The following is a 20,142-nucleotide window of genomic DNA, read 5'->3' as shown; positions in this document are numbered from 1 at the left end:
GAGCGGCAATCCGTCAGAACGAGGGGAAAAGATCTCAAGCCGGACTACCACTTACGGATCGAATCCAACCGGTCGAAAGCTTACTTTAAACATATTTATTAGGATAGCGAATCGGATAGATCGCGTAAGCGGCATACGATGTTAGATTGTCACCCGCACATGGCCGAAATCAATCGCGATGTGCCGACATGCGTGCGCTCGCGATCACGAAAGTGCGCCGCTCGATCGATCAAGCGGGCTATTTTCGGGAGCTAAGCGGGTGCGGCGGAACGAGCACCACACAATGCAGAACGCTGCATCGCAAGCAGGCGCGCAAACGCGTGCTGGCAGTGTGTGGGAGGTGTCGGCCGACAGGTGTTCAGCAACAGCAGACCTAACAGGGCATTGAGATGCTGAACGCGTTCGGGTGGCGCGTCCCGTTTTGCACCGTGTGCGGTGGCTGATGCACGTTCTGTGACGGCACGGTGGAATGCACCGTGCAGTTTCGAGATTGAAACCGCGGGAAGCGCATCCGAATGCCGATCCGATGCGATCTGATCGATCAGAAACCGGTATACGGCGGTTCTGACGGAACGACCTGGATCCGCCGCGAGGGTATCCCGCATGTCGAGAAGCTGGTTGACCGATCGCTCTAGCATCACTTCATACTTCCCTTCAGTATGATGTTCAATGGAGAATTCAGGACGCATCCGTTCGCGACGATGTTGAGTTTCGCGAGACGGAAAGGCGGACTCGCGTTGATCCGTCGATTCCGTGTCGGAGCCAGGAAGCACGCGAAACTGGTGCGATTGCCTCTGGCCGTCGCGGCGGTCGTCTGAATCGGTGATGCCTGGAAGCTCGTTCGGGTGATCGTTGTTATCGCCTCGGATGTCGAGTGCTTGCTTGATCTCGAGATGCGCCGCACGCCCTGGCGTCATGCGGTTGCGCACGAGCGTCACTCTCATTTGCCTTGTGCGAGCGATGCTCGTGGCCGTTGCGTTGGGCAGTCCGCCTGCATAGGCGAACTTCACCAGGCCCCGGTATAGCACCGCCGATCGTGCGTGGTGGTCCGAAGTCACTCGATGGCCGTCGTTGGCCTTGCCGTGTGTTTCCGGGGGACAGGGGCTTCGATTGGTCAGGATCTTCAACTTGGCACCGCCATTTGCATGATTTCCGTGGCGAGACGCAGGATGGCCGAAGCGGATGCGGGTGCCGTGACCATCACGGCGATCGTCGCCGCGATGAGCTTGACCGCATGCGACAAGGTCTGGTCCTGAATCGAAGTCACGGCTTGCAGAAAGGAGGTGGCCAGGCCAACCAGCGCGGCCACCGCGACGATCGGTAGCGACACGTACATGCAGAGCAGCATGCCGCGAGTTGTATAGGCCACCAGCGTGTTCATGTCCATAGGCTTCCTCGCAGTCAGCGGAAGCTGACGATCAATCCGTGAATCAGGGTCGACCATCCATCCATGACGACGAACAGCAGCAGCTTGAATGGAATGGCGACGTTGGTTGGGTTCACCTGGTTCAGCCCCATCGCAAGCAGGACGTTGGCGATCACGAGATCGATCACGATGAAGGCGATGTATAGCAGGAATCCGATCTTGAACGCCTCGGTAAGCTGCGTGAGTGCAAATGCGGGTGCGAGCACGATCAGGTCGTTCTCCTGCAACGCGGCAGCGGTTTCCTTCGGCCAGACGATCGACGCTGAGCGAAGGAAGAAGCGCTTCTCGCGCGTGGCGGCATGCTTGACGAGAAATGCGCGAAACGGCTCGCGTGCATTGTCGAGCACCCGGATCACAGTGTCGGAAGAGTTGCCCGCCGGCGGTTTGCTGTCAAAATCCCGCAGTGCCGACATGCCGACGGGTGCCATCACATAGATCGAGACCAGTATCGCGATGCCGTTGATTACCATGTTGGGTGGAACCTGCTGAACGCCCAGTGCATTTCGCAGCAGGCCGAGCACGACCACGATCTTCGCGTAGGACGTCACGACCATCGCGACGAACGGCACCAGGCTGATCAGTACGACGGCGACCAGCAGGCCGGTAATGTCACCGACCTGAATCATCGCGCTGCGCCATCTGGAGGATCCGGACGCCCAAATGCTCGCCGACGGTAACGAGTTCGCCATGGCCGATCAATTGACCGTGCGCGACCAGTCGAATTCGCATCTCGGATGGCGCTCGTGCCAGTTCGATCACGTAACCCGCGCGTAGTGTGGCCAGCCGGTCGACCGAGAGCGCAATCGTGTCGATCTCGAAGTTCACCGGCAGTTCGAGCGCCCCGATGTCGACGGGATCGGTACAGTCCGGCGTATCATTTTCGGTGTGGCTGGATTCTTGTTCCATGACAGGATTCTTGAGAAGGACGGCGGTTTGACCGTCGAGTTTTACCGATGCGAGGAGTCGCATCCCTCGTGTCGTACCCCAGGTGACAATCGTGCGGAACGGCGTGCTGGTGATCCGCAGGGCGGCGTCGATCGAGCCCGGCAGTACGTCGCCGGGCTCGAGGCTGCGCAGCAACGTGGTTTGATAGCGTTTGCTGCCGATACGCAGCCGGCCGGGCACCGGAATGGATGCAACCGGTAACGCGAGGGTCGGTGAGACGGTACGCAACAGCCGTTCAACTTCGTCAACGAATGCGCGATTCAACGCGATCTTGGCGCGGTACTCTTCCCCGTTGAACAGAAACGAAAGCGACACACACGATGCCGCGCCAGGCCGATCAGGTCGCGCGTCGCCTCGCGCCCGCGTGAGCGATGCAACCTGCCAGCCAGTGAGTCCGGTCTGCTCGAGGGTGGCCATCAACGGTGCGAGCAGTGCGCATGCAAGCGCATCGTGTATCCTGCGTTCGCTGGGACGTGCCGAGTCGACGAGGCTCGCCACGACCGAGAGCGCGGGATGAGCGGCGAGGTCGAATCCGATCGACAGCGCTCCCGTTTGCCGGACCAGTGTGATCAAGCCGGGGGCGGAAAACGGTGGTGCGGGATCGTGGCCAGGACGGGTGTCATCGATCGATACGCACCAGTCTGTCACGCCAGGTATCTTGCCGACCAATGCGTTCCACCGGTCGTCAAAAGTCAACCGCGCGGCGCGGGCATCATCTGGTGCGATGTTAGCAAGTCGCAGCGGCGCGATCCGCAGTAACTCTTCGTTCGGATTCGGCAGCACGAACGCGACGGGCGGGCGGGCGTTCATTCGCGTCCTGTCTGGAAATTGTGTTGACCGAAAAGGGGGCGCCGGGGGCGTACGTCTCGATTGAACATGGCGTCACCGAATACTCAGAAACACGTCGTTCGCTTGTCCCAGTGTGTGCAGCGCGACGCGCAGGGCGTACTCGAGCTCGTCCAGATGAGCAGCGAGAAATTGCCGCGTGGACGGATCGCGGGTTTCGAAAGCCAGAGACAGGTCGAAGCGCGACAGCGAAAGATTCAGCGTGGTCGCAGCCAGAATGCGCTCGTCGAGCACCAGTCTTGCATTCCAGTTCCCGGCCAGCCGGATCGCTGCGTTGCTGCAAAATTGCGCCATCTGATGGACGAAGGGTGCCATCGATTCGCAAAAGCGATCGCATTCGGGCACGAAGGTATCGGCAAGCGAAGCGCCCGGTCGCGCGACTCGTGTTCCGGTCGCGAACGCACTGGTAGCCACTTCATCGGGATTGTCGTGTGACGTGCGTCGCCAGTCCGGACCAACAGGATCGGCTCCTGTCCGCGGCTCCGCTGGCGACTCAACCATCCTGGCCGAACGCTGCACGAGATGAGGCGGCGCGTCGAGCGATGGCGAGTATGCAGGCCGCGGGTGCCGCGTATCGGTTTGGGCAGGTGTATTTGAAATGGAGGGGGGGGGCATAGATTGGATCTCCCGGAGTAACTATCACAGACCGCGTACGTGACCAAGCGAGCGCAACTCGACATGCTTGTTGAGCTCCTGGTATGAGTAAACAGGCAACCAGTTAAGTCGCTCTTCAATCATGCGTCGCACGTAGCGACGAATATCCATCGACGTGACGACGGCGACTCTTTCATCGGCCGCTTCTCCTGCCAGCGACTGGATCCTGTCGGTGAGCAGGTGAATTTCGACCGGCGACAAAGCAAGAAAGTTGCCGGTTGGTGTTTGCTTGATCGCGTGCCGGATATGCTGTTCGAGATCGGGATCGAGCAGGACTGCAGATAGATGTCGCGCCCCTTGCGTCGCGCGATGCGCCAAAAAGTGCGCGAGATCGCCGCGAACGTATTCGGTGAGCATCAGCACATCCTTTTCTCGCGGCCCCCAGACGACAAGACTCTCGAGAATATTGCGCATGTTCCGGATCGAAATCTGTTCTTCGAGCAGGCGGCGCAGTACGTCGGCGATGCGCTGCACCGGCAACCCCTTGTGCACTTCGGCGACCAGCCCCGGATATTCGGCGCCCGCCTGCTCGAGAATCCGCTGCGTCTCCTGAATACCGACAAAGAGTGCCGCGTGACGCCGTAACAGCACCGCACACGCGTGAGCGAGAACGTGCTCGCCGCGCCAGACCGTTGTTCCTGTGGGCACGCGCGCTTCCGGCAACCAGCAGGTATCCGGGCCGCCCGGATGGATGGGCGGACGGATCTCGGCATCGGCCAGATCGTGGTCGGTTGAATCGCGTGGCGCCATCATCACCTTGTTCGGGGGGAGCTCGATTTTCCAGTGCGGCACGTCGAAGAGCATCAGTTCGCAGGTGGATGCGGGCAGCGCGTCACTGATCCAGAGCGTGATGCCGGGAAACGGTAACCCGAGCTCTTCTTCAAGAGCCGCGCGTTGCGCGTCGAATGCGGCGGAAAGTGCGTCCGGGGAAAGGCGCAAGGCGAGGTCGCCGGAGACGCGCACGCCGGCCGGGCAGGTGAATTGCGGTGCACGTGGCATGATCGCCCGGATTTCCACGCTCGGTCCGGCGCGCTGCGTTGTGTCACCGATGCGGGATTGCGCGCTGCCGTCGCGCTTGGCGAGATGCCTGCTGACGAGAAACAACAGGATCGCGAGGCAGATGAACATCAGCGACGGAAAGCCGGGAACCGCGGCGAAGCCGAGAATCATCGCGCCTGAAACGGTGAGTGCCCGGGCGTTGCCGCCCAGCTGGCGGCCGATTTGCGAGCCGAGCGAGACCGCTTTTGCCTCGCGTTCGTCCGACACGCGCGTGGTCATGACGCCCGCGGCCACCGACAGCAACAGCGACGGGATCTGCGAGACCATCGCATCGCCGATCGACAGGATCGAGAACCGGTCGGCCGCTTCGCCAGCGGACATGTCGTGATAGGTGATGCCGACGGCAATGCCCGCCACGATATTGATGAGCGTGATGATCAACCCGGCGATCGCGTCGCCTTTCACGAACTTCATCGCGCCGTCCATGCTGCCGTACAGCTGACTCTCAGTCGCCAGCGTCGCGCGCTTGTCGCGCGCTTCGTCCGGGGTGATGAGGCCGGCGCGCAGGTCGGCGTCGATACTCATCTGCTTGCCGGGCATCGCGTCGAGCGTGAAGCGCGCGCTGACTTCGGCGACACGCTCCGAGCCCTTGGCGATGACGATGAACTGCACCGTCGCGATGATCACGAATACGACGAGGCCGACGACCAGATTGCCGCCCACCACCAGCATGCCGAAGCTCTCGATAATGTTGCCGGCATCGGCGTGCAGGAGAATTGATTTTGTCGATGCGATGTTGAGCGACAGTCGAAACAGCGTGGTGAACAGCAGCAGCGACGGAAACGACGACAGGGCGATCACGTTCGACATGTACATCGAGACCATCAGCAACGTGACGCTGATTGCGATGTTGATCGCGAGCAGGATATCGATCCATGTCGTCGGCAACGGCAGGATCATCAGCGCGATGATCGCGATCAGGAGCGCCGCGATGCCGATCTCGCCGCCAGCCGGCAACTTGAGTGATTTCCACATGGCTGCTGCGCTCCCGGGTTAGCTCACCGGAACGACCGATGGCGCATGATCCCGCCCGCGTTTGGCGCCGAGCGCGTCGACCCAGCGCAGGATCGCGGCGACGGTTTCGTGCAGTTCCCGCGGCACCGGGCCGCCAAGGTCGATCTTGTATAGCGCGCGGGCGACAGGCGGATTGCCGATGACGGGCGTACCCAATTCATCCGCGTAGCGGCGGATCAACGCAGCCGCGTCGTCCACGCCTTTCTCGATAACGCGCGGCAAAGGGTGTTCGTGCGGCGCGTAGCGCAACGCGACGGCGAAGTGGGTCGGATTGACGAGCACGACGTTAGCGAGCCCGACCGCCTGCCGCTTCTCGGGCGCGGAGGTGGCCATCTCACGGGCGAGACGCAGGCGTTCGCCCTTGATCATCGGATCGCCCTCCTGTTGCTTGTACTCGCGCTTGATATCGTCCTTGCTCATCTTCATTTGCCGGATGAACATGATTTTCTGAAGTTTCAGGTCTACCGCGCCGACGACCAGAAATACAACGCAGGCGATCGCGACGAGCTTCAGCGACAGCGTCCAGAACATCGTCGACAAACCGGCCAGCGGCTGATGGAGCGAACCGGCGATGAGCGGAAAGAGGCCGGACAGCGTGTACCACATGACTGCGCCGATGAGGGCTGCCTTGACGATGGCCTTGATCAATTCGATCACGGTGCGCAGCGAGAAGACCCGTTTCAGGCCTGCAGCCGGGTTGACGTTGTCCAGCTTCGGCACGACGGGCTTCATCGCGATGACCACGCCGACCTGCGCAAACGAACTGACCGTGGCGGCCAGGGCGCTGGCCAGGATGCAGGGCACGACGACGGCCAGCGCGTGTATGCCGATCTTGTAAAGCGAGTCACCGAGTGCGTCCGGCGCCGCATGGCTCGTGGAAAACTCGAGCGCGACGACGACAATACCGCGCACCATATCCCCGAAGTGGTGTCCCGCGAACCACAGCAGCACCGCGACACACGAAATGGCCAGTGCGTCGCTGACATCCGCGCTTTTCGAGGTTTGACCATCCTTGCGGGCGTCGCGTAGGCGCTTGGGTGTCGGGAGTTCGGTTTTTTCGCCGCTCATGGCTCGACGCTCAATGGATGGGAACAAGGCTTCATCGTACGGTCACAGCACATGGCCCGATTGCGTTCGCTCCGATGCATCCCGGCGATTGGCGAAGCGTGAGCGTGACGCCAGGCAGGGCTCGCGAGCGAATCTATGCCGAATCCGGACTGCTTCGCATTTACGGGATATCGTGCGCTCTGGAATGCGGTTGCATGAAAGTCGGTTGGCTACCATCCTGAAACAAATGGCGTGAATGGGAACCGCAACGGTAGAAGTCGAGGCGATCCCACGAACAAGGAGAGGCGTGCAATGGTTGTGGATCAACGCGAATACCTGGCCTGCAGCGACGAGATTGTCGGCGGGCTGATTGAAACCGTCTCGACTGCGCTGTTTCGCGATTTTCCGCATGTCGGGGTCGACCTGGAAGATGTCGAGAAAGTCGTCGCGGCGCTCACCGTGCTGCGGCCCAATGTTGTGGAAATTGAAACGCTGGCCGGGTTGCTGCATATGTTCCGCGGCAACTGGGATGATGCGATGCGCGTGCTTCGCTCTGTTTGTGAGCGTGCGCCGGCGTTCGCCTACGCAAGGACGCTGTTGGCGGTCTGCCTGTCCGCAAACGGCGACGCGAGTTGGCATCGTGTCGCGGCGGAGGCGTTGGAGCTGGAGGCCGATCCGCATGCGGCGGCACTGGTGCGGGTGATGCGCGCGCGAGAGGATCTGCTGGCTGCGATCGATGCGCATCGAGTCGGAGAGGAGTTCTGGATTCCGGATTCATGTGCGGTGTTGATCGCGGAGCAGAACGTGACGAACGAGGCAAGCGAAGTGAGTGCGGCCGGTATTTCCGATTCGAGCGGATATCTGCGTCTCTAGGCGAAGCGCGATTTGAAGGAGGGTGCGTCAAAATGATCGATTCGGTGGGGTTCAATCACGTCGTGTCGGAGAATCTCGGCGCGAGTGGCGACGGTACGCTTGGGTCGCCGGCCGGTGACCGTCATCTCATGGAGAGTTTCCAGGCATTGATGCAACGGCCCGATATGGTGGCGCCGGATGTAAAGTCGTTCGACGCGAGCGAGGCGGCGGCAACGTTGATTCGTGAGCAGAATGCACAGTTCGTCAATGTGAACCGCAGCATGATGGAGACCCTTGTTGCGTCACCGGTGCTCGACGTGATGGAGATGCATGCGCAGTCGATGCGGATGTCGTTCGAACTGGCAAGCATGCACCTCGATATGGCGGCGAAACTGGGCGTGGTGAGTGCGTCGAAGTCGGCAATCGAAACGCTGATGAAGAATCAGTGACGTCGGCGGGGTGACGATGGCTTCGGAAGAGACTCGAGGGGGCGGGCTGCGCGCGCTCCGATTGATCAGCGCGGCGCTAGCGTGCTGTGTGCTGGCAGCGTGCGGCAAGAACCTGTATGAAAACCTGAGCGAGCAGGACGCCAACGAAATCGTCGCCGCACTGTTCGAAGAAGGACTCGATGCGTCGAAGCAGCGTGGTGGTAATGGCAAGAATTGGATGGTGACGATTCGAGGCAGTCAGTTTGCCGGTGCGATCGAGGTTCTGCGCGAGCGCGGGCTGCCTCGGGAAAAGCATGACGATCTCGGGGCCCTGTTCCGGAAAGACGGCTTCGTGTCGACGCCCACGGAAGAGCGGGTGCGATTCCTGTATGGCCTGTCGCAGGAGCTGTCATCCACGATCTCCACGATCGATGGGGTGGTGGTTGCGCGCGTGCAGATTGTGTTGCCGAACAACGATCCGCTGGCGCAGGAAGTCAAGCCGTCGTCCGCATCGGTCTTCATCAAGTATCGCGGCGACTCCAGTGTTGGCAAGATCGTACCGCAGATCAAGACGCTAGTGCTCAACAGCGTCGAAGGTCTGGCCTACGAGCGGGTCAGCGTGACTACCGTGGCGGCGGAACCCGTCGGGCGTCGATCGGTGCCACCGGATCGCGTGCCGATGCAGTGGATCGCCATCGGGCTCGCGACATTCGGGCTGGCCGCTGGTGCGTTGTACATGTTGATCGGATCCGGAAAGGGGGCTCGCCTGCTTGACTGGGCCCGAGCGCAACTTCGACGTGTGCGCGGTGCGTCCGGTTCATCGAGCTGATGCCCTTCTCGTCGCGCTATGAACAAAACCCTGGATCAGAGAGGCAAGTCATCGATGCATCAACTGAACGCCGTTTGAGCGCATTGGTGGGGTATCAGCGTAATGTACGGACCGCTGCGCTTTGGGCCGACTCATCATGGATCAGCGCGGCCATCGGCGCTGGCGCGGACGGAGACGTGCCGGGATTTCCCGCGCTCCGCGACGCCGTCGCGGCGTTAGATGAGCGGCGTATCGCGACAGTTTCTCGCGCACTGCTGGACGCGTTCGACATCGAACCACCGAAGCTTGCTGCCCTCTTCGGCCCGCAGTGGTCATCGCTCGATGCGATGCCCGTCGAGATCGGCGTGCGCGTGCTGCGAATGCGGGCGTTGCTGTTTCGGCGAATGGAAGTGCGTCGCATGGTCGACAGACAGTCTCGGGTGACATTGTCCGAATGGACTGGAATGTCGATCGATTCGCTCGTGCGCGAGCATTCTGGTGCGCCGGACATCGCGTTGCTGGAGCACACGCTGCATGTTCCGCCGTTACGATCGCTCGACGCGCATGCGCTGTCGTACGAGGGATTGGCGTTGCTTTTGCGTGACCTGCGCGTAGACCAGCCGCCGTTCACGTTGCTGCGACTCATGTTCCCGCGGAATATCACATTACCGGAGTGGCCTCGACGGATCGATCGGACGCTTGACGCGCAGGGTTCGGGGCAACTGTTGGCGGAATTGCCTGAATGCTTAGCGGAGTGGGGATGGGTATTTGGTTGAGGTGCGCAGGAGCTGCTTACGGAGATAACGCGCCGGGCATCGGGGCGGACTCGGACGTGATCAGGCGCGATGCGCTTGGCACACTTCTGGAGCTAGATGCCGCATGTATGCAGGTTCAAAAACGACGGGCGGTGCTGCTCGAACAGGCGCGGCGCGAAGCAGCTGAGATCCTCGCGGCGGCCGAAGCGGACGCTGCGGCGCTCGCCGCCGAAGCACGGCGGCGACATGATGAGGCGGCCGGGCAAGGGTACCGCGAAGGACGGCAACGCGCGTTGTCGGAGTGGATGGAGCGTCTCGCGGAGGCGGGCGACCTGCGCCGCCGCGTACAGCTTGGCATGCGCGAGCGCCTCGCGGAGATCGTGGTGCAAGCTGTCGAGCAGATTGTCCGGGCTGAGGGTAGCCGGGCACTGTTCATCCGCGCGCTCGGCAAGGTCGAACACATCATTGATGGCGCGGCCCATTTGCGTATCGCGGTGCATCCGGACGATCACACCGAAGCAAGAAGGATCTTCGGGGCACTCGTGGCGCGCTGGCGTAAGGCGGGGCGCTCGATCCCGCTGCAGATCGTGAAGGACGCGCGGCTCGCTCATGGCAGCTGCGTGTGCGAATCGGATTCGGTTGTCGTTGACGCAGGCACCGGTGCTCGGTTGCTGGCGATGCGAATGGCGGCCGATCGGGCACTGAGTCGGCCGGATCCAGGTGCCAGCGGAACGAGTAATGACGGAGGAGCGAGTTGACGAACGCACGCATGCCCGGCGCGCTGGTGCCGGAGCTCGTGTCCGATTACGAAGGCTTCGTGGCCACGCTGGCGGATGCACTCCTCACGAGCCCGGATGCCGTCACGACAGGCAAGGTGCTGGAAGTTACCGGTACGCTCGTGAAGGTGGGTGGCCTGGACGTTTCACTCGGCGAGTTGTGCGAGTTGCGTACACCGGACGGGACGTTGCTTCAGCATGCGGAGGTGATCGGCTTCACGCGAAACGTTGCACTGCTCTCTCCCTTTTCCAGGGTGGATCGCGTATCGCGATCCACCCGAGTGGTCGCGTTGGGTCGTCCACTGTCGGTACCGGTGGGGCGGGCGTTGCTGGGAAGGGTGGTCGACAGTCTTGGTCAACCGATGGACGGCGGCGCGCCCGTTGTGGCGGACACGCTGACATCCGTCTTCGCAGATCCGCCCGCGCCGATGCAGCGGCGCATGATCGCCGCGCCGCTCGCAACCGGCGTGCGCGCGGTCGACACGATGATGACGCTCGCCGAGGGGCAGCGCATGGGTATCTTCGCGCCGGCTGGGGTGGGCAAGAGCACGTTGCTCGGCATGTTCGCGCGTGGCGCGCAATGCGACGTGAACGTGATCGCGCTCATCGGCGAGCGGGGCCGGGAAGTGCGCGAGTTCGTCGAGTCGATACTCGGGCCGCAGGGCATGGCGCGCTCAGTCGTCGTTTGCGCGACGTCGGACCGCTCGTCAATCGAACGCGTGAAAGCGGCCTATGTCGCGACCGCGATCGCCGAATCTTTCCGTGACGAAGGGCGGCGGGTGCTGCTCATGATGGATTCGCTCACGCGCTTCGCGCGTGCGCTCCGGGAAGTCGGGCTGGCGGCCGGCGAATCGCCGGTACGGCGCGGATTTCCGCCGTCGGTCTTCGCGGAACTGCCGCGTTTGCTCGAGCGGGCGGGAATGAGCGAGCGAGGTTCGATCACGGCGCTCTACACGGTGCTCGAGGAGGACGAGTCCGGCGGCGACCCGATCAGCGAGGAAGTCCGCGGCATCGTCGATGGGCACATGGTTCTCTCGCGTGCGATCGCGGCGAAGAACCAGTATCCCGCGATCGACATACTCGCGAGCTTGTCGCGCGTGATGGTCCAGATCGTGACGGCCGAGCATGTCGAGGCCGCGGCACGCGTGCGTCGGTTGCTGGCGCAATACGGAGAAGTCGAAGCGTTGTTGCAGATCGGTGAATATCAAAGTGGCACGAATTCGCTCGCCGACGAGGCGATCGCGAAGATCGACGCCATCCGGGCATTCCTTTCGCAGCATACGGACGGTCTGGAAAATTTCGGCGAGTCGCGCGACGCGCTCTTTCGGTTGGCGGAGCACGGTGCGTGAACGACGCGACCCGGCGCATCGCCGCGTTCGAACGTGCGCGGCAGCGACTGGCCCGGCACGACGAGCGGCTCAAAAGACGGCTTGTCGCAATGGCGGAGGAAAAGGCGGCGATCGAACAAGCGTGCGATGCGCAACGCGCGTGTGTACATGAGGTCGACACGGCTATCGATCGCGAGCGTTCGCAAATCGGTGCATTGACAGCGGATGGCCGACCTTTCTCGATTGAGGTGTTGATGCAGAGCAACCGGTGCATTGACACCCTGGTGCAACAGCGCATGGTGCTGGCGATGAAAGTGGAGCGGCTGAACGAAGAATCGACGGCGAAGGAAGAGGAGATGGTGCAGGTGCGGTGTGAGGCGGCGATGAATCAGTTTCGCGATCGGATCATCGCGGAGCGCACCGAGGCGATGCGGAATGAGATGGCCGCACATCGCGAGAGACACGAAGACGAAGAGATCGAGGAGATCGCATTGACGCGCCGCGTGGCGGCCGGCCGAATCGATGAATGAACTGGTCAGTGCATTACCGCTGAACGGACGGGACATCCTGGAGTATCTGTCCCTGCTCGGTGTCTGTTCACTGCGGCTGGCGATCGTGATGGTCATCTTTCCACCGGCTGGCGATGGCGCGCTCCAGGGCACGGTGCGAAATGGCCTCGTCCTGTTGTTGAGCGCATACATTGCCTACGGGCAACCTGTCGAGTTCATGGACGCACTGCGGGGGGGCTGGCTGGTTCAGACGATCGTTCGCGAAGCCGCGATCGGCTTCCTGCTGGCGTTCGCTGCGTCGACGGTTTTCTGGGCAGTGCAAAGTGCGGGTGTCTATATCGATTCGCTTACGGGATACAACAGCATTCAGATCATCAACCCGGTTCGCTCCGAACAATCGACACCCATTTCCACGTTGTTCGGCCAGATCGCGAACACGGCATTTTGGGCGCTCGGCGGCGGAGTTGTCCTGCTCGGGATTCTGTATGAATCTTATGGATGGTGGCCGATCTCGTCGGAATGGCCCTCGTCGCCAACCATACTTTCCGGCTTCCTGTTGCAGCAAACCGATACGCTGATGCAGACGATCGCGAAGCTTGCCGCACCGATGGCGTTCATGCTCCTACTGGTCGATTTTGGTTTCGCATTCGCGGCGAAGTCGGCACCCAAGCTCGACCTGATGAATTTGAGCCAACCCGCGAAAGCGCTGCTGGCCATCGTGATCCTGGCATTGTTTGCCGGCCTGTTTATCGATCAGGTGCACGGACCGCTAACGCTTGCCGGGTTATCAGAGCGACTGCGCGAGATTGCGTTGCGAGCCGATCGATAGCGAGCGACGTCTGATTTGTCCGAGTGCGGACTGCTTTGAATAAGTTTGAATATCGGCAGTGTCAGTGTTGATAGATTGACGGTGAGCTTCATGGCTGAAGCTTGTTCAGCGATACTGACCAGTCAGAATGAGGCGCCTATGTTTTCCATGATTTATTTCTCGCTTGCATCGGCACTTCGGTTCAAGCCGACGTCGAGAAACTGGGTCGATCGAATCGCCGACGGAGACCTACATTCCGCTCTCGGGCTGGTGAATGGACGAGAAGCCGGTTCCATATTGTCGGCCAGTGACAGCCTGCAGATGCATGCGGACATGGATCTTGTCATGGGTGTGGTGGCGGAAGCGGAGGAGCGCTATCGGCTCGCGCAAAAGCTGATGCGCAATACGCGCCATGTGCTGCGTATCGCGTCGTGCTGCAACGCCGGCTGGCAATCCCTGTTTAGGTATCGTTTCGACGCTGCAGTGTCTTGTTTTGCTCGCATCATCGACGAGCCACAGGCGACGGCGCCAGAGCGCGCATTCGCGCGACTCGGAATCGTCTGCGCGCTGCATCATCTGGGACGGGCGGCCGACACCGGCCAGGCGATCGACGTGCTCACCACGGAAGTCGCGGGGATTGGCTCGATGCATGACATCTGGCATGACTTGGTTGTCGCGCTGCGGGCCGATCTCGGAATTCAGAACGAACTGCGACTTGCGACCCAGATTGGCGACCATGCATTCTGGCAGTCCGGCATGCAGGCGGACAGCGCATTGCTCGGTGGCGATCGTTGGCAGCACGACGCGTACGATCATGCGAATCTCGTCGCGTTGACGGGCGGCTTGCGTGTGCCCTTGTTGCGTCAACGCATGGTGTTTCTGACGCAGTTGCGCGCCTTCGCGCGCGGCGACCGGAGTGTCACGGGCGATTTGGGCGCGCATTTGCGCTGGGCGCAGCGCAACAACATGGTGGGTTACGAGCGCGCGATCAGGCTCGAGACGGCGCTTGCCGCGCTGATTGCCGGCTTGCCACAGGTGGCGGAAGGGACACTCGATCCGTTGCAGGATGCGACCCATGCGGTCGGGGCGGGTTGCCGAGACCTGGACTACCTGTATTGCCTGGCGAAGATCCGGCAGTTGCAAGGCCGAACCCACGAGTGGTTGCCGCTGTATTCCGATTACGCGGTGACAGCGATGCATTGTCTTCGCGTGGAATCGCATATGTTGGCGAGGTTTGCCAATCGAACGGCGATTCATATGCCACAGCGAGACGACGTTGGCGCACGATTGCCGCCCAAGTACCTGAGGGCATATCTTTTCCTGCTCGAGAACATCAATAGTCGCGATCTTTCGGTGCGGGCCATGGCGGCCGAGATTGGGGTCAGCGAGCGTGCACTGCAGAGTACCTTCAAGAGTTGTCTGGGCATGTCGCCGATCGAGCTGATTCGTCGCTGTCGGACGGAACACCGCAAAGCCGGTCTGATGAATCGAAACACGCGCAGCGATGCGGTTGTCCCCAAGCCCGAGAAAGCACGATTGTCCGCGCTGGATGATGCATGAAACGACGGACATCTGGTCAGGAGTTATATGTGGAGTGCAACAAGCAACCTTTCGTGAGCAACGCGGCGGCTGGTATCGGGCGGGTCGCGAGGCTGCTCGTGCTGGCATTCGCGCTCGCGGTCACGCTTGCGCCGTTTTCGTCCCACGCCGCCCCGGTGCGCTGGCGGGAGTCGAAGATTCATATCGTCGTGCAGAAGAAGGAATTGAAGGACGTGCTGCGTGATTTCACGGCCAGCATGGGTGTCAGCGCCGCGATATCCAACGATGTGCAAGGCGTCGTGAGCGGTACCTTCGACATGGCGCCGCAACGATTCCTCGATACGCTCGCGTCAACGTTCGGTTTCATTTGGTTTTACGACGGTTCGGTATTGACCATCACACCGGCGAGCGATGTGACGCGCAACGTGATCCAGCTTTACCATACGTCCCCGGCCAATCTGCAGGCGACGCTCGAACGCATGAAGGTGACCGATTCGCGCTTTCCGGTTAGCTCCGACGAAGCGTCACGAACATTGCTCGTGAGCGGGCCGTCACAGTATGTGAGGATGATCACGGACATCGCGCAGCGCGTCGACGCGGGCTCGGAACGCAAAGACAGCGCGGTCGTGCGGATGTTCGCGCTGAAGAACGCATGGGCGGCGGATCGCCAGGTGGAAATCGACGGGAAAACCGTTACCGTCGCGGGTGTGGCTTCCGTGCTGGCCAGCCTGTACGGTCAGACGCCGAGCACTAGCTACGCAAGCGGCGCTGGGCAATCCGACGGTATTCAGCGGCAGACGGCGATGCTGGATATCAACGGGCAATCTTCGCCAGAAGTCAGCTTCGTGCCATTGCCCGGCAGCGGGCGCACGCCGGCGGTGGTCAGTCTTCCTCCCCTGCCGGTCGGCGGAAATGTCGGTGCGGGCGAACAACCGTCGCTGCTGGGCTTACCCGTCGGGAATGCGTGGCGTCCGGGTGTGCCGGCGGACCGTCAATCGGTGTCGGCCGGACAATCGGCTGCACCGACGGTAGAGCGGCTGCCGGTCATCCAGGCTGATCCGGGAACGAATTCGGTACTCGTTCGGGACATGCCGGAACGCATGGACCAGTATGCGTCGCTTGTCAGCCAGTTGGATGTGCGACGCGAGTTGATCGAGATCGAGGCGCATGTGCTCGAGATCGACGAAACGGCGTTGCGACAAATTGGCGTCAACTGGGGCGCGCGTAGCAGACATGTGAGCCTGCAAAGCAGCGGCTTCGGTTCGTCGGGTTCGTCCGGGGGCAACACGCTGACCGCCGTGGTCGGCGATAGCGGACGCTATTTCATGGGGCGCATCAATCTGCTGCAACTGGACAACAAGGCTCGGCTTGATGCGAGCCCGAAGGTCGCGACGCTGGATAACGTCGAAGCGATCATGGACAACCGTACGCGGTTTTTCGTCCGCGTCTCGGGTCATACGTCGGGTCAGCTGTATGGCGTGTCGACCGGGGTTTCGCTACGGGTTTTGCCGATGGTGGTGAAGCAAAACGGCAAGCAGCACATCAAGCTTGTCGTCAACATCGACGACGGCCAGATCACGAACCGGACCGTCGACAACATTCCGGTGGTCAACAACAGCTCGATTCGGACGCAGGCGGTGATCGGCAAGGACGAGAGCCTGCTGATAGCCGGTTATCGCGTCGAGAGTCGCGCGGACGAGACCTCAGGCGTTCCGGGGCTGTCGAAAATTCCGGTTCTCGGAGCATTGTTCCGGCAGAACGAGAATTCGCGCCGCAAGATGGATCGCGTTTTCCTGCTGACGCCGCGCATCATTGAATATTGAATTCGCAGGATGAAAAATCGCTTGTATTTGATGGTTGGTTCGCTCTCGATGATATTCGGGCTTGCCGCTTGCGGAACCACGACCGACTATGACCGGATCACCGGCTGCGCCACGACTGCGGACAGGTCGTGGTATGGGGCGACAAAAACACTTCATGTTGAGTGCATGGACGGTACGATCGTCGACAACGGCGTGATCGTACGCCGCGGTACGCGGCCCTGACGACGAACCCGGCATACGGGAGGAGGCGACGGCATCACGTTCGTCCCGCCGGTTGATCGTTCAGTTCGTGGAATCGCGCGCATCGCGTGATCGGGGTGTGTTCTGATTTGGTCGATTGCGGTAGTCAACAGGTTGGTCGGTGTCTGGACCATTCGCCGAGCGGATAAGTGGCTCTGCCGGCGCTGAATTATTTTAGTTCGGTGAATACGCTCCCGAAACGGGTTGCACTGCGGATGCACGAGTCTCCATGCGCTCGCGGGGAATGGCGTATGCAGATCCGCACGAGGACAGTGCTGCATCGTCGGCCACAGGTACAACGCGCGTCGCGCACGACGTGGGCTGTGCCGAGTGGTACCAAGCATCGGTTGGCACCGGACGATGCAAGCCGGCCCGGTCGGGCGGCTTGCAGATTACTGGCGGCATTGAAGTATGTCGGGCACCGCATTGCGGATGACGCGCCGGATTCCAAATCTCACGCTTGCAGGGAATTGGACGCTGTCGGGTGGTATAACAGTCGAAAAGGCGTGCGGTTTGCGTTGATTGCGAGCGGCCGGGCCAACGATCGCTCCGATGGCACGACGGACGGGGTGGGTTTCGAAACAAGTGATGCTGCGTTGTCGACGCGATTGCCATCGCGGTCGACGTCAATCGCAATAGCGTTAGGGGAAGAGGTGCAGCTGCTCAACGGCCCGAATTCGATCGTGCTTCACGTCCTCTCGAATCGACAGCCTGTCGCGCAAGAGTCCTATATCGAACCGGACTGGTCCCATTTTTCAACTGCCGGCACCGCGGAACAATGGCCGTACCGGGCGAGCCGGCCGTTTCGTCGCGCACCGGATAGGGAATCCTCCCATTTATTCACCGTTCATTGATGAACGGCATTTTAGCCAGCAGGCCTGCTGTGCGCGCACGCAATCAGGAAAACACCGATGAAAGAACGCGCAACCGTCTTATGCCGACGCGGCGACCGGATTCTTCTGGTCGCCCGATTACATACACGCTGGTCGTTGCCCGGCGGCAAGCCGCGACGCGGCGAGTCGCTACGCGACGCGGCGCGTCGCGAACTCGCCGAAGAAACCGGGCTCGTATGCGGTAACGCCCGATATCTTTTTCGGATCACGGGCGCGCACAAGCTGCATCACGTGTTTCTTGGCGACATCAATCCGAATGCGGTTGCAGTCCCCGCGCAGGAGATCGCGCACTGCGCATGGTTCGACCGCGAATCGCTCGGGTTGCTTCACTGCAGCAGGTCGACTCCTCTGATCGTCGATCTCGCGTTCGAATCGATGCGTGTGCCACGCCATGAGCCTGGGCTCGTCACATGTGACACGTTCGTCGACGTGATTACTGCACGTTCCGGCATACTTGCCGGCGATCGGGCGATGTGCCAAACGTGCGCCATCGGCTCGGCCCCGCACGGCAAACGATGGGTTGATCGATAATTCTTCGTTATCCTGGGCAAAACGTGACTATTTCGAGATTGCACCTGAGTCGGATCGGCCTCGCGTGGCTGAGACTCAAGAAGTAGGGCGCGACGCCGATCGGGCGGTATATCGTGCGGGATGACGAAGACACGTATGCAGTCAATGAATGACGCCCGTCCGATGAGGGGTAGAGACGTGTTTTCACGAAGACACTTGACTGGCAACTTCAAAGCGAGTCGCTAATTTTTCGAACTCGATATTGCCAAACCGTTGCATCGACTTTGTCAGCCTGGATCCGACCATCCCCGACCAATTGTTGAAGACGTGAGGCCAAAAAAGCATCGCCGGGGCAATTGCGCGGATCATGTTGTCCGATGTCCCTCAATGCTTCGCCCACAATGATGCGAGTTTGTCTCCAGTAGCTCGTACAACGGCGCAGTAGCCACTCGTCATAAGCATTTAGAAGGCGGAAGCGAACACATCCCCATTCGTCGAATTCTCGCACTTGTTCCGGCCGTGCTGCAATCGCGTCGAATTCCTGCGCTAGAACCTGGCGCTCCACAGGGGATACGCTGACAGCAGTCGACGAAAAGTGCACGAGATCTTCGGGTGCATAGTAGGCAACGGAATGCGGATTGCAAAACGGTGGTGCCGGGACTTTTACTTGAAACACGTGCATCGTTGGATCCGTCAAGTGTCGGCAAGCTAACCGTCGGAAAATCTGATCCGACCCGCTTTAGCTCGTCCAAATAATTACTCGTTCTGCGCGATTGCGTTCGATGAGTTGGCGCAGTGCATCTGAGGGGTTGAGGTTGGACTCAGGGATGAGATCGTCTGGAGAGGGGCAGGCACGGTGAATACGTTGCCAAAATGCGGGTCTCAGCTCCATCGATAAGGGACCAATAGCATAATCGTCACCGAAGCAAAGTACATCCCCGATTAAACCAAGTGAATTAGATGCGTAGCGGAGTGCTCCAGCTGCGCTCATGCTTCCAACTAGATGAAGATCTGACACGATTTTGCCTTTTTTAAGTGAATCGACGTCTGTTATGACCACGCGACCTCTCCCAGGGTTCGAAAAGATTGGGGAAAGATACGGAAGATGCTGCCTATTCACTTTGTCGTTGATCGTCGATATTGTGAAGCGCGGCCGCTTCGCTGCGCGTCGAAAAACCGTTTTCCGTCATGTAGCGTATCAGATCGAAATCGCGCGTAATGTTCAGCTTGCGTTTGGCACTCTGCTTTTGTGCACTGATGGTTTGCTTGGTGCGATTGCGCTGTTCAGCAATTTCATCGATGGTCAGGCCGGCGACGTACAGTCGTACGATTTCCGCTTCGAGTCGGGTCAGCTTCGGGATGTCCGGGGCGGCCCGTTTGCGGGGGCGCCTGGGGCGCGCGGAGGGCACTTGGGGCAAGGAATCTGCACCCTGGAGGCCTTCGGCCAAACCTCGGATCGCGATGGCGACTTTCTCCGGCGGCTCAATCTTGCTGAAGACGGCGCGCGTGCCGCGCTGTTGCATCGCCTCCAGCAGCGCGGGCGTTTCAATCGCCGTATAGACGATCACGGCGATTGCAGGGAAACGCCGGCGCAAAAAGTCCAGCAGTGCGAGCCCATCGCCGAAGCGACCGCCGGGCATCGCATAGTCGGTGACAATCACATCGCACGGCCGACCATCGAGCAGATCGATCAGCTCGGTGGAGTTCCGCACCTCGCCTACGATCCGGACACCGGGTAATTTCCCGACATGCATGCGAAGTCCGACCATGACGGCGGGATGATCATCGGCGAGGACGACATTGAGAACTGTCATGGTCGTGAATGATATGCAACGGGGAAAAGGTGGCGCGTTGTCGAATACAGATCCCGTCGCCGACGGTT

At 60.8% G+C, this 20,142-nt stretch carries 21 protein-coding genes; 11 read left to right on the top strand and 10 right to left on the bottom strand.

All coding sequences use genetic code 11. From position 1 onward, the window contains the following. Positions 1 to 251 precede the first annotated feature (251 nt). The 7 genes from ACV22W_RS30245 to sctU all read right to left on the bottom strand — a co-directional run bounded on the left by ACV22W_RS30245 (position 252) and on the right by sctU (position 7,012). Positions 252 to 1,127 (bottom strand): hypothetical protein, encoded by an 876-nt coding sequence (locus ACV22W_RS30245; protein ID WP_448023080.1) that lies wholly within the window; start codon positions 1,125 to 1,127, stop codon positions 252 to 254. Next, on the bottom strand, positions 1,124 to 1,387 hold the full coding sequence (gene sctS / locus ACV22W_RS30240; protein WP_059727914.1) for a type III secretion system export apparatus subunit SctS: 264 nt from the start codon (positions 1,385 to 1,387) through the stop codon (positions 1,124 to 1,126). The genes ACV22W_RS30245 and sctS overlap by 4 nt, the downstream gene beginning before the upstream one ends. Positions 1,388 to 1,401: 14 nt before the next feature. Beyond that, positions 1,402 to 2,052, bottom strand: a complete 651-nt coding sequence (gene sctR / locus ACV22W_RS30235) for a type III secretion system export apparatus subunit SctR (protein WP_448023079.1) — start codon at positions 2,050 to 2,052, stop codon at positions 1,402 to 1,404. Then, positions 2,036 to 3,181: a type III secretion system cytoplasmic ring protein SctQ gene (gene sctQ / locus ACV22W_RS30230; protein WP_448023078.1), complete on the bottom strand. Its 1,146-nt coding sequence runs from the start codon at positions 3,179 to 3,181 to the stop codon at positions 2,036 to 2,038. Before sctQ ends, sctR begins: the two co-directional genes overlap by 17 nt. Positions 3,182 to 3,253: 72 nt before the next feature. Further along, entirely contained in the window at positions 3,254 to 3,832 is a 579-nt protein-coding gene (gene sctP, locus ACV22W_RS30225) for a type III secretion system protein SctP (RefSeq protein ID WP_448023077.1), read from the bottom strand. A gap of 24 nt (positions 3,833 to 3,856) precedes the next feature. Then, positions 3,857 to 5,905 (bottom strand): type III secretion system export apparatus subunit SctV, encoded by a 2,049-nt coding sequence (gene sctV, locus ACV22W_RS30220; protein WP_448023076.1) that lies wholly within the window; start codon positions 5,903 to 5,905, stop codon positions 3,857 to 3,859. 18 nt (positions 5,906 to 5,923) lie between these two features. Further along, complete coding sequence (gene sctU / locus ACV22W_RS30215; RefSeq protein WP_448023075.1) at positions 5,924 to 7,012, bottom strand: type III secretion system export apparatus subunit SctU; 1,089 nt, start codon at positions 7,010 to 7,012, stop codon at positions 5,924 to 5,926. Between the two features lie 291 nt (positions 7,013 to 7,303). Here sctU and ACV22W_RS30210 point away from each other — a divergent pair, with 291 nt between their 5' ends. From ACV22W_RS30210 to ACV22W_RS30160, 11 genes are all read left to right on the top strand, one after another. Beyond that, positions 7,304 to 7,864 carry an HrpB1 family type III secretion system apparatus protein gene (locus tag ACV22W_RS30210; RefSeq protein WP_448023074.1) on the top strand — a complete coding sequence of 187 codons (561 nt, stop codon included), beginning with the start codon at positions 7,304 to 7,306 and terminating at the stop codon, positions 7,862 to 7,864. Between the two features lie 32 nt (positions 7,865 to 7,896). Further along, a complete protein-coding gene (locus ACV22W_RS30205; RefSeq protein ID WP_448023073.1) occupies positions 7,897 to 8,292 on the top strand; it encodes a type III secretion protein HrpB2 in 396 nt (131 codons plus the stop codon). A 16-nt stretch (positions 8,293 to 8,308) separates the two neighbouring features. Next, positions 8,309 to 9,100, top strand: a complete 792-nt coding sequence (gene sctJ, locus ACV22W_RS30200; RefSeq protein ID WP_448023072.1) for a type III secretion system inner membrane ring lipoprotein SctJ — start codon at positions 8,309 to 8,311, stop codon at positions 9,098 to 9,100. Continuing rightward, positions 9,100 to 9,855, top strand: a complete 756-nt coding sequence (locus ACV22W_RS30195; RefSeq protein ID WP_448023071.1) for a type III secretion protein HrpB4 — start codon at positions 9,100 to 9,102, stop codon at positions 9,853 to 9,855. The genes sctJ and ACV22W_RS30195 overlap by 1 nt, the downstream gene beginning before the upstream one ends. A 56-nt stretch (positions 9,856 to 9,911) precedes the next feature. Further along, complete coding sequence (gene sctL, locus ACV22W_RS30190; RefSeq protein WP_448023070.1) at positions 9,912 to 10,592, top strand: type III secretion system stator protein SctL; 681 nt, start codon at positions 9,912 to 9,914, stop codon at positions 10,590 to 10,592. Between the two features lie 11 nt (positions 10,593 to 10,603). Further along, positions 10,604 to 11,959 carry a type III secretion system ATPase SctN gene (sctN, locus tag ACV22W_RS30185; protein WP_448023101.1) on the top strand — a complete coding sequence of 452 codons (1,356 nt, stop codon included), beginning with the start codon at positions 10,604 to 10,606 and terminating at the stop codon, positions 11,957 to 11,959. Beyond that, positions 11,956 to 12,468: a hypothetical protein gene (locus ACV22W_RS30180; RefSeq protein WP_448023069.1), complete on the top strand. Its 513-nt coding sequence runs from the start codon at positions 11,956 to 11,958 to the stop codon at positions 12,466 to 12,468. Before sctN ends, ACV22W_RS30180 begins: the two co-directional genes overlap by 4 nt. Further along, complete coding sequence (sctT, locus tag ACV22W_RS30175; RefSeq protein ID WP_448023068.1) at positions 12,461 to 13,276, top strand: type III secretion system export apparatus subunit SctT; 816 nt, start codon at positions 12,461 to 12,463, stop codon at positions 13,274 to 13,276. Before ACV22W_RS30180 ends, sctT begins: the two co-directional genes overlap by 8 nt. A 138-nt stretch (positions 13,277 to 13,414) precedes the next feature. Then, on the top strand, positions 13,415 to 14,815 hold the full coding sequence (locus tag ACV22W_RS30170) for a helix-turn-helix transcriptional regulator (protein ID WP_448023067.1): 1,401 nt from the start codon (positions 13,415 to 13,417) through the stop codon (positions 14,813 to 14,815). Beyond that, on the top strand, positions 14,812 to 16,617 hold the full coding sequence (gene sctC, locus ACV22W_RS30165) for a type III secretion system outer membrane ring subunit SctC (protein ID WP_448023066.1): 1,806 nt from the start codon (positions 14,812 to 14,814) through the stop codon (positions 16,615 to 16,617). The genes ACV22W_RS30170 and sctC overlap by 4 nt, the downstream gene beginning before the upstream one ends. Positions 16,618 to 17,768: 1,151 nt before the next feature. Beyond that, on the top strand, positions 17,769 to 18,281 hold the full coding sequence (locus tag ACV22W_RS30160; protein ID WP_448023065.1) for an NUDIX hydrolase: 513 nt from the start codon (positions 17,769 to 17,771) through the stop codon (positions 18,279 to 18,281). Between the two features lie 208 nt (positions 18,282 to 18,489). Here ACV22W_RS30160 and ACV22W_RS30155 read toward each other — a convergent pair whose 3' ends face one another. From ACV22W_RS30155 to ACV22W_RS30145, 3 genes are all read right to left on the bottom strand, one after another. Then, positions 18,490 to 18,942 carry a DUF3658 domain-containing protein gene (locus ACV22W_RS30155; protein ID WP_448023064.1) on the bottom strand — a complete coding sequence of 151 codons (453 nt, stop codon included), beginning with the start codon at positions 18,940 to 18,942 and terminating at the stop codon, positions 18,490 to 18,492. A 57-nt stretch (positions 18,943 to 18,999) separates the two neighbouring features. Continuing rightward, complete coding sequence (locus ACV22W_RS30150) at positions 19,000 to 19,278, bottom strand: DUF1835 domain-containing protein (RefSeq protein ID WP_448023100.1); 279 nt, start codon at positions 19,276 to 19,278, stop codon at positions 19,000 to 19,002. Between the two features lie 94 nt (positions 19,279 to 19,372). Further along, positions 19,373 to 20,142, bottom strand: a 770-nt coding sequence (locus ACV22W_RS30145; RefSeq protein WP_448023063.1) for a response regulator, incomplete at its 5' end; no start/stop codon positions are given.

The sequence above is a fragment of the Burkholderia sp. AW49-1 genome, from assembly GCF_053427845.1.
The sequence above is the reverse complement of the archived record's forward strand: the minus strand, read 5'-3'. Positions and strand labels throughout refer to the sequence as shown.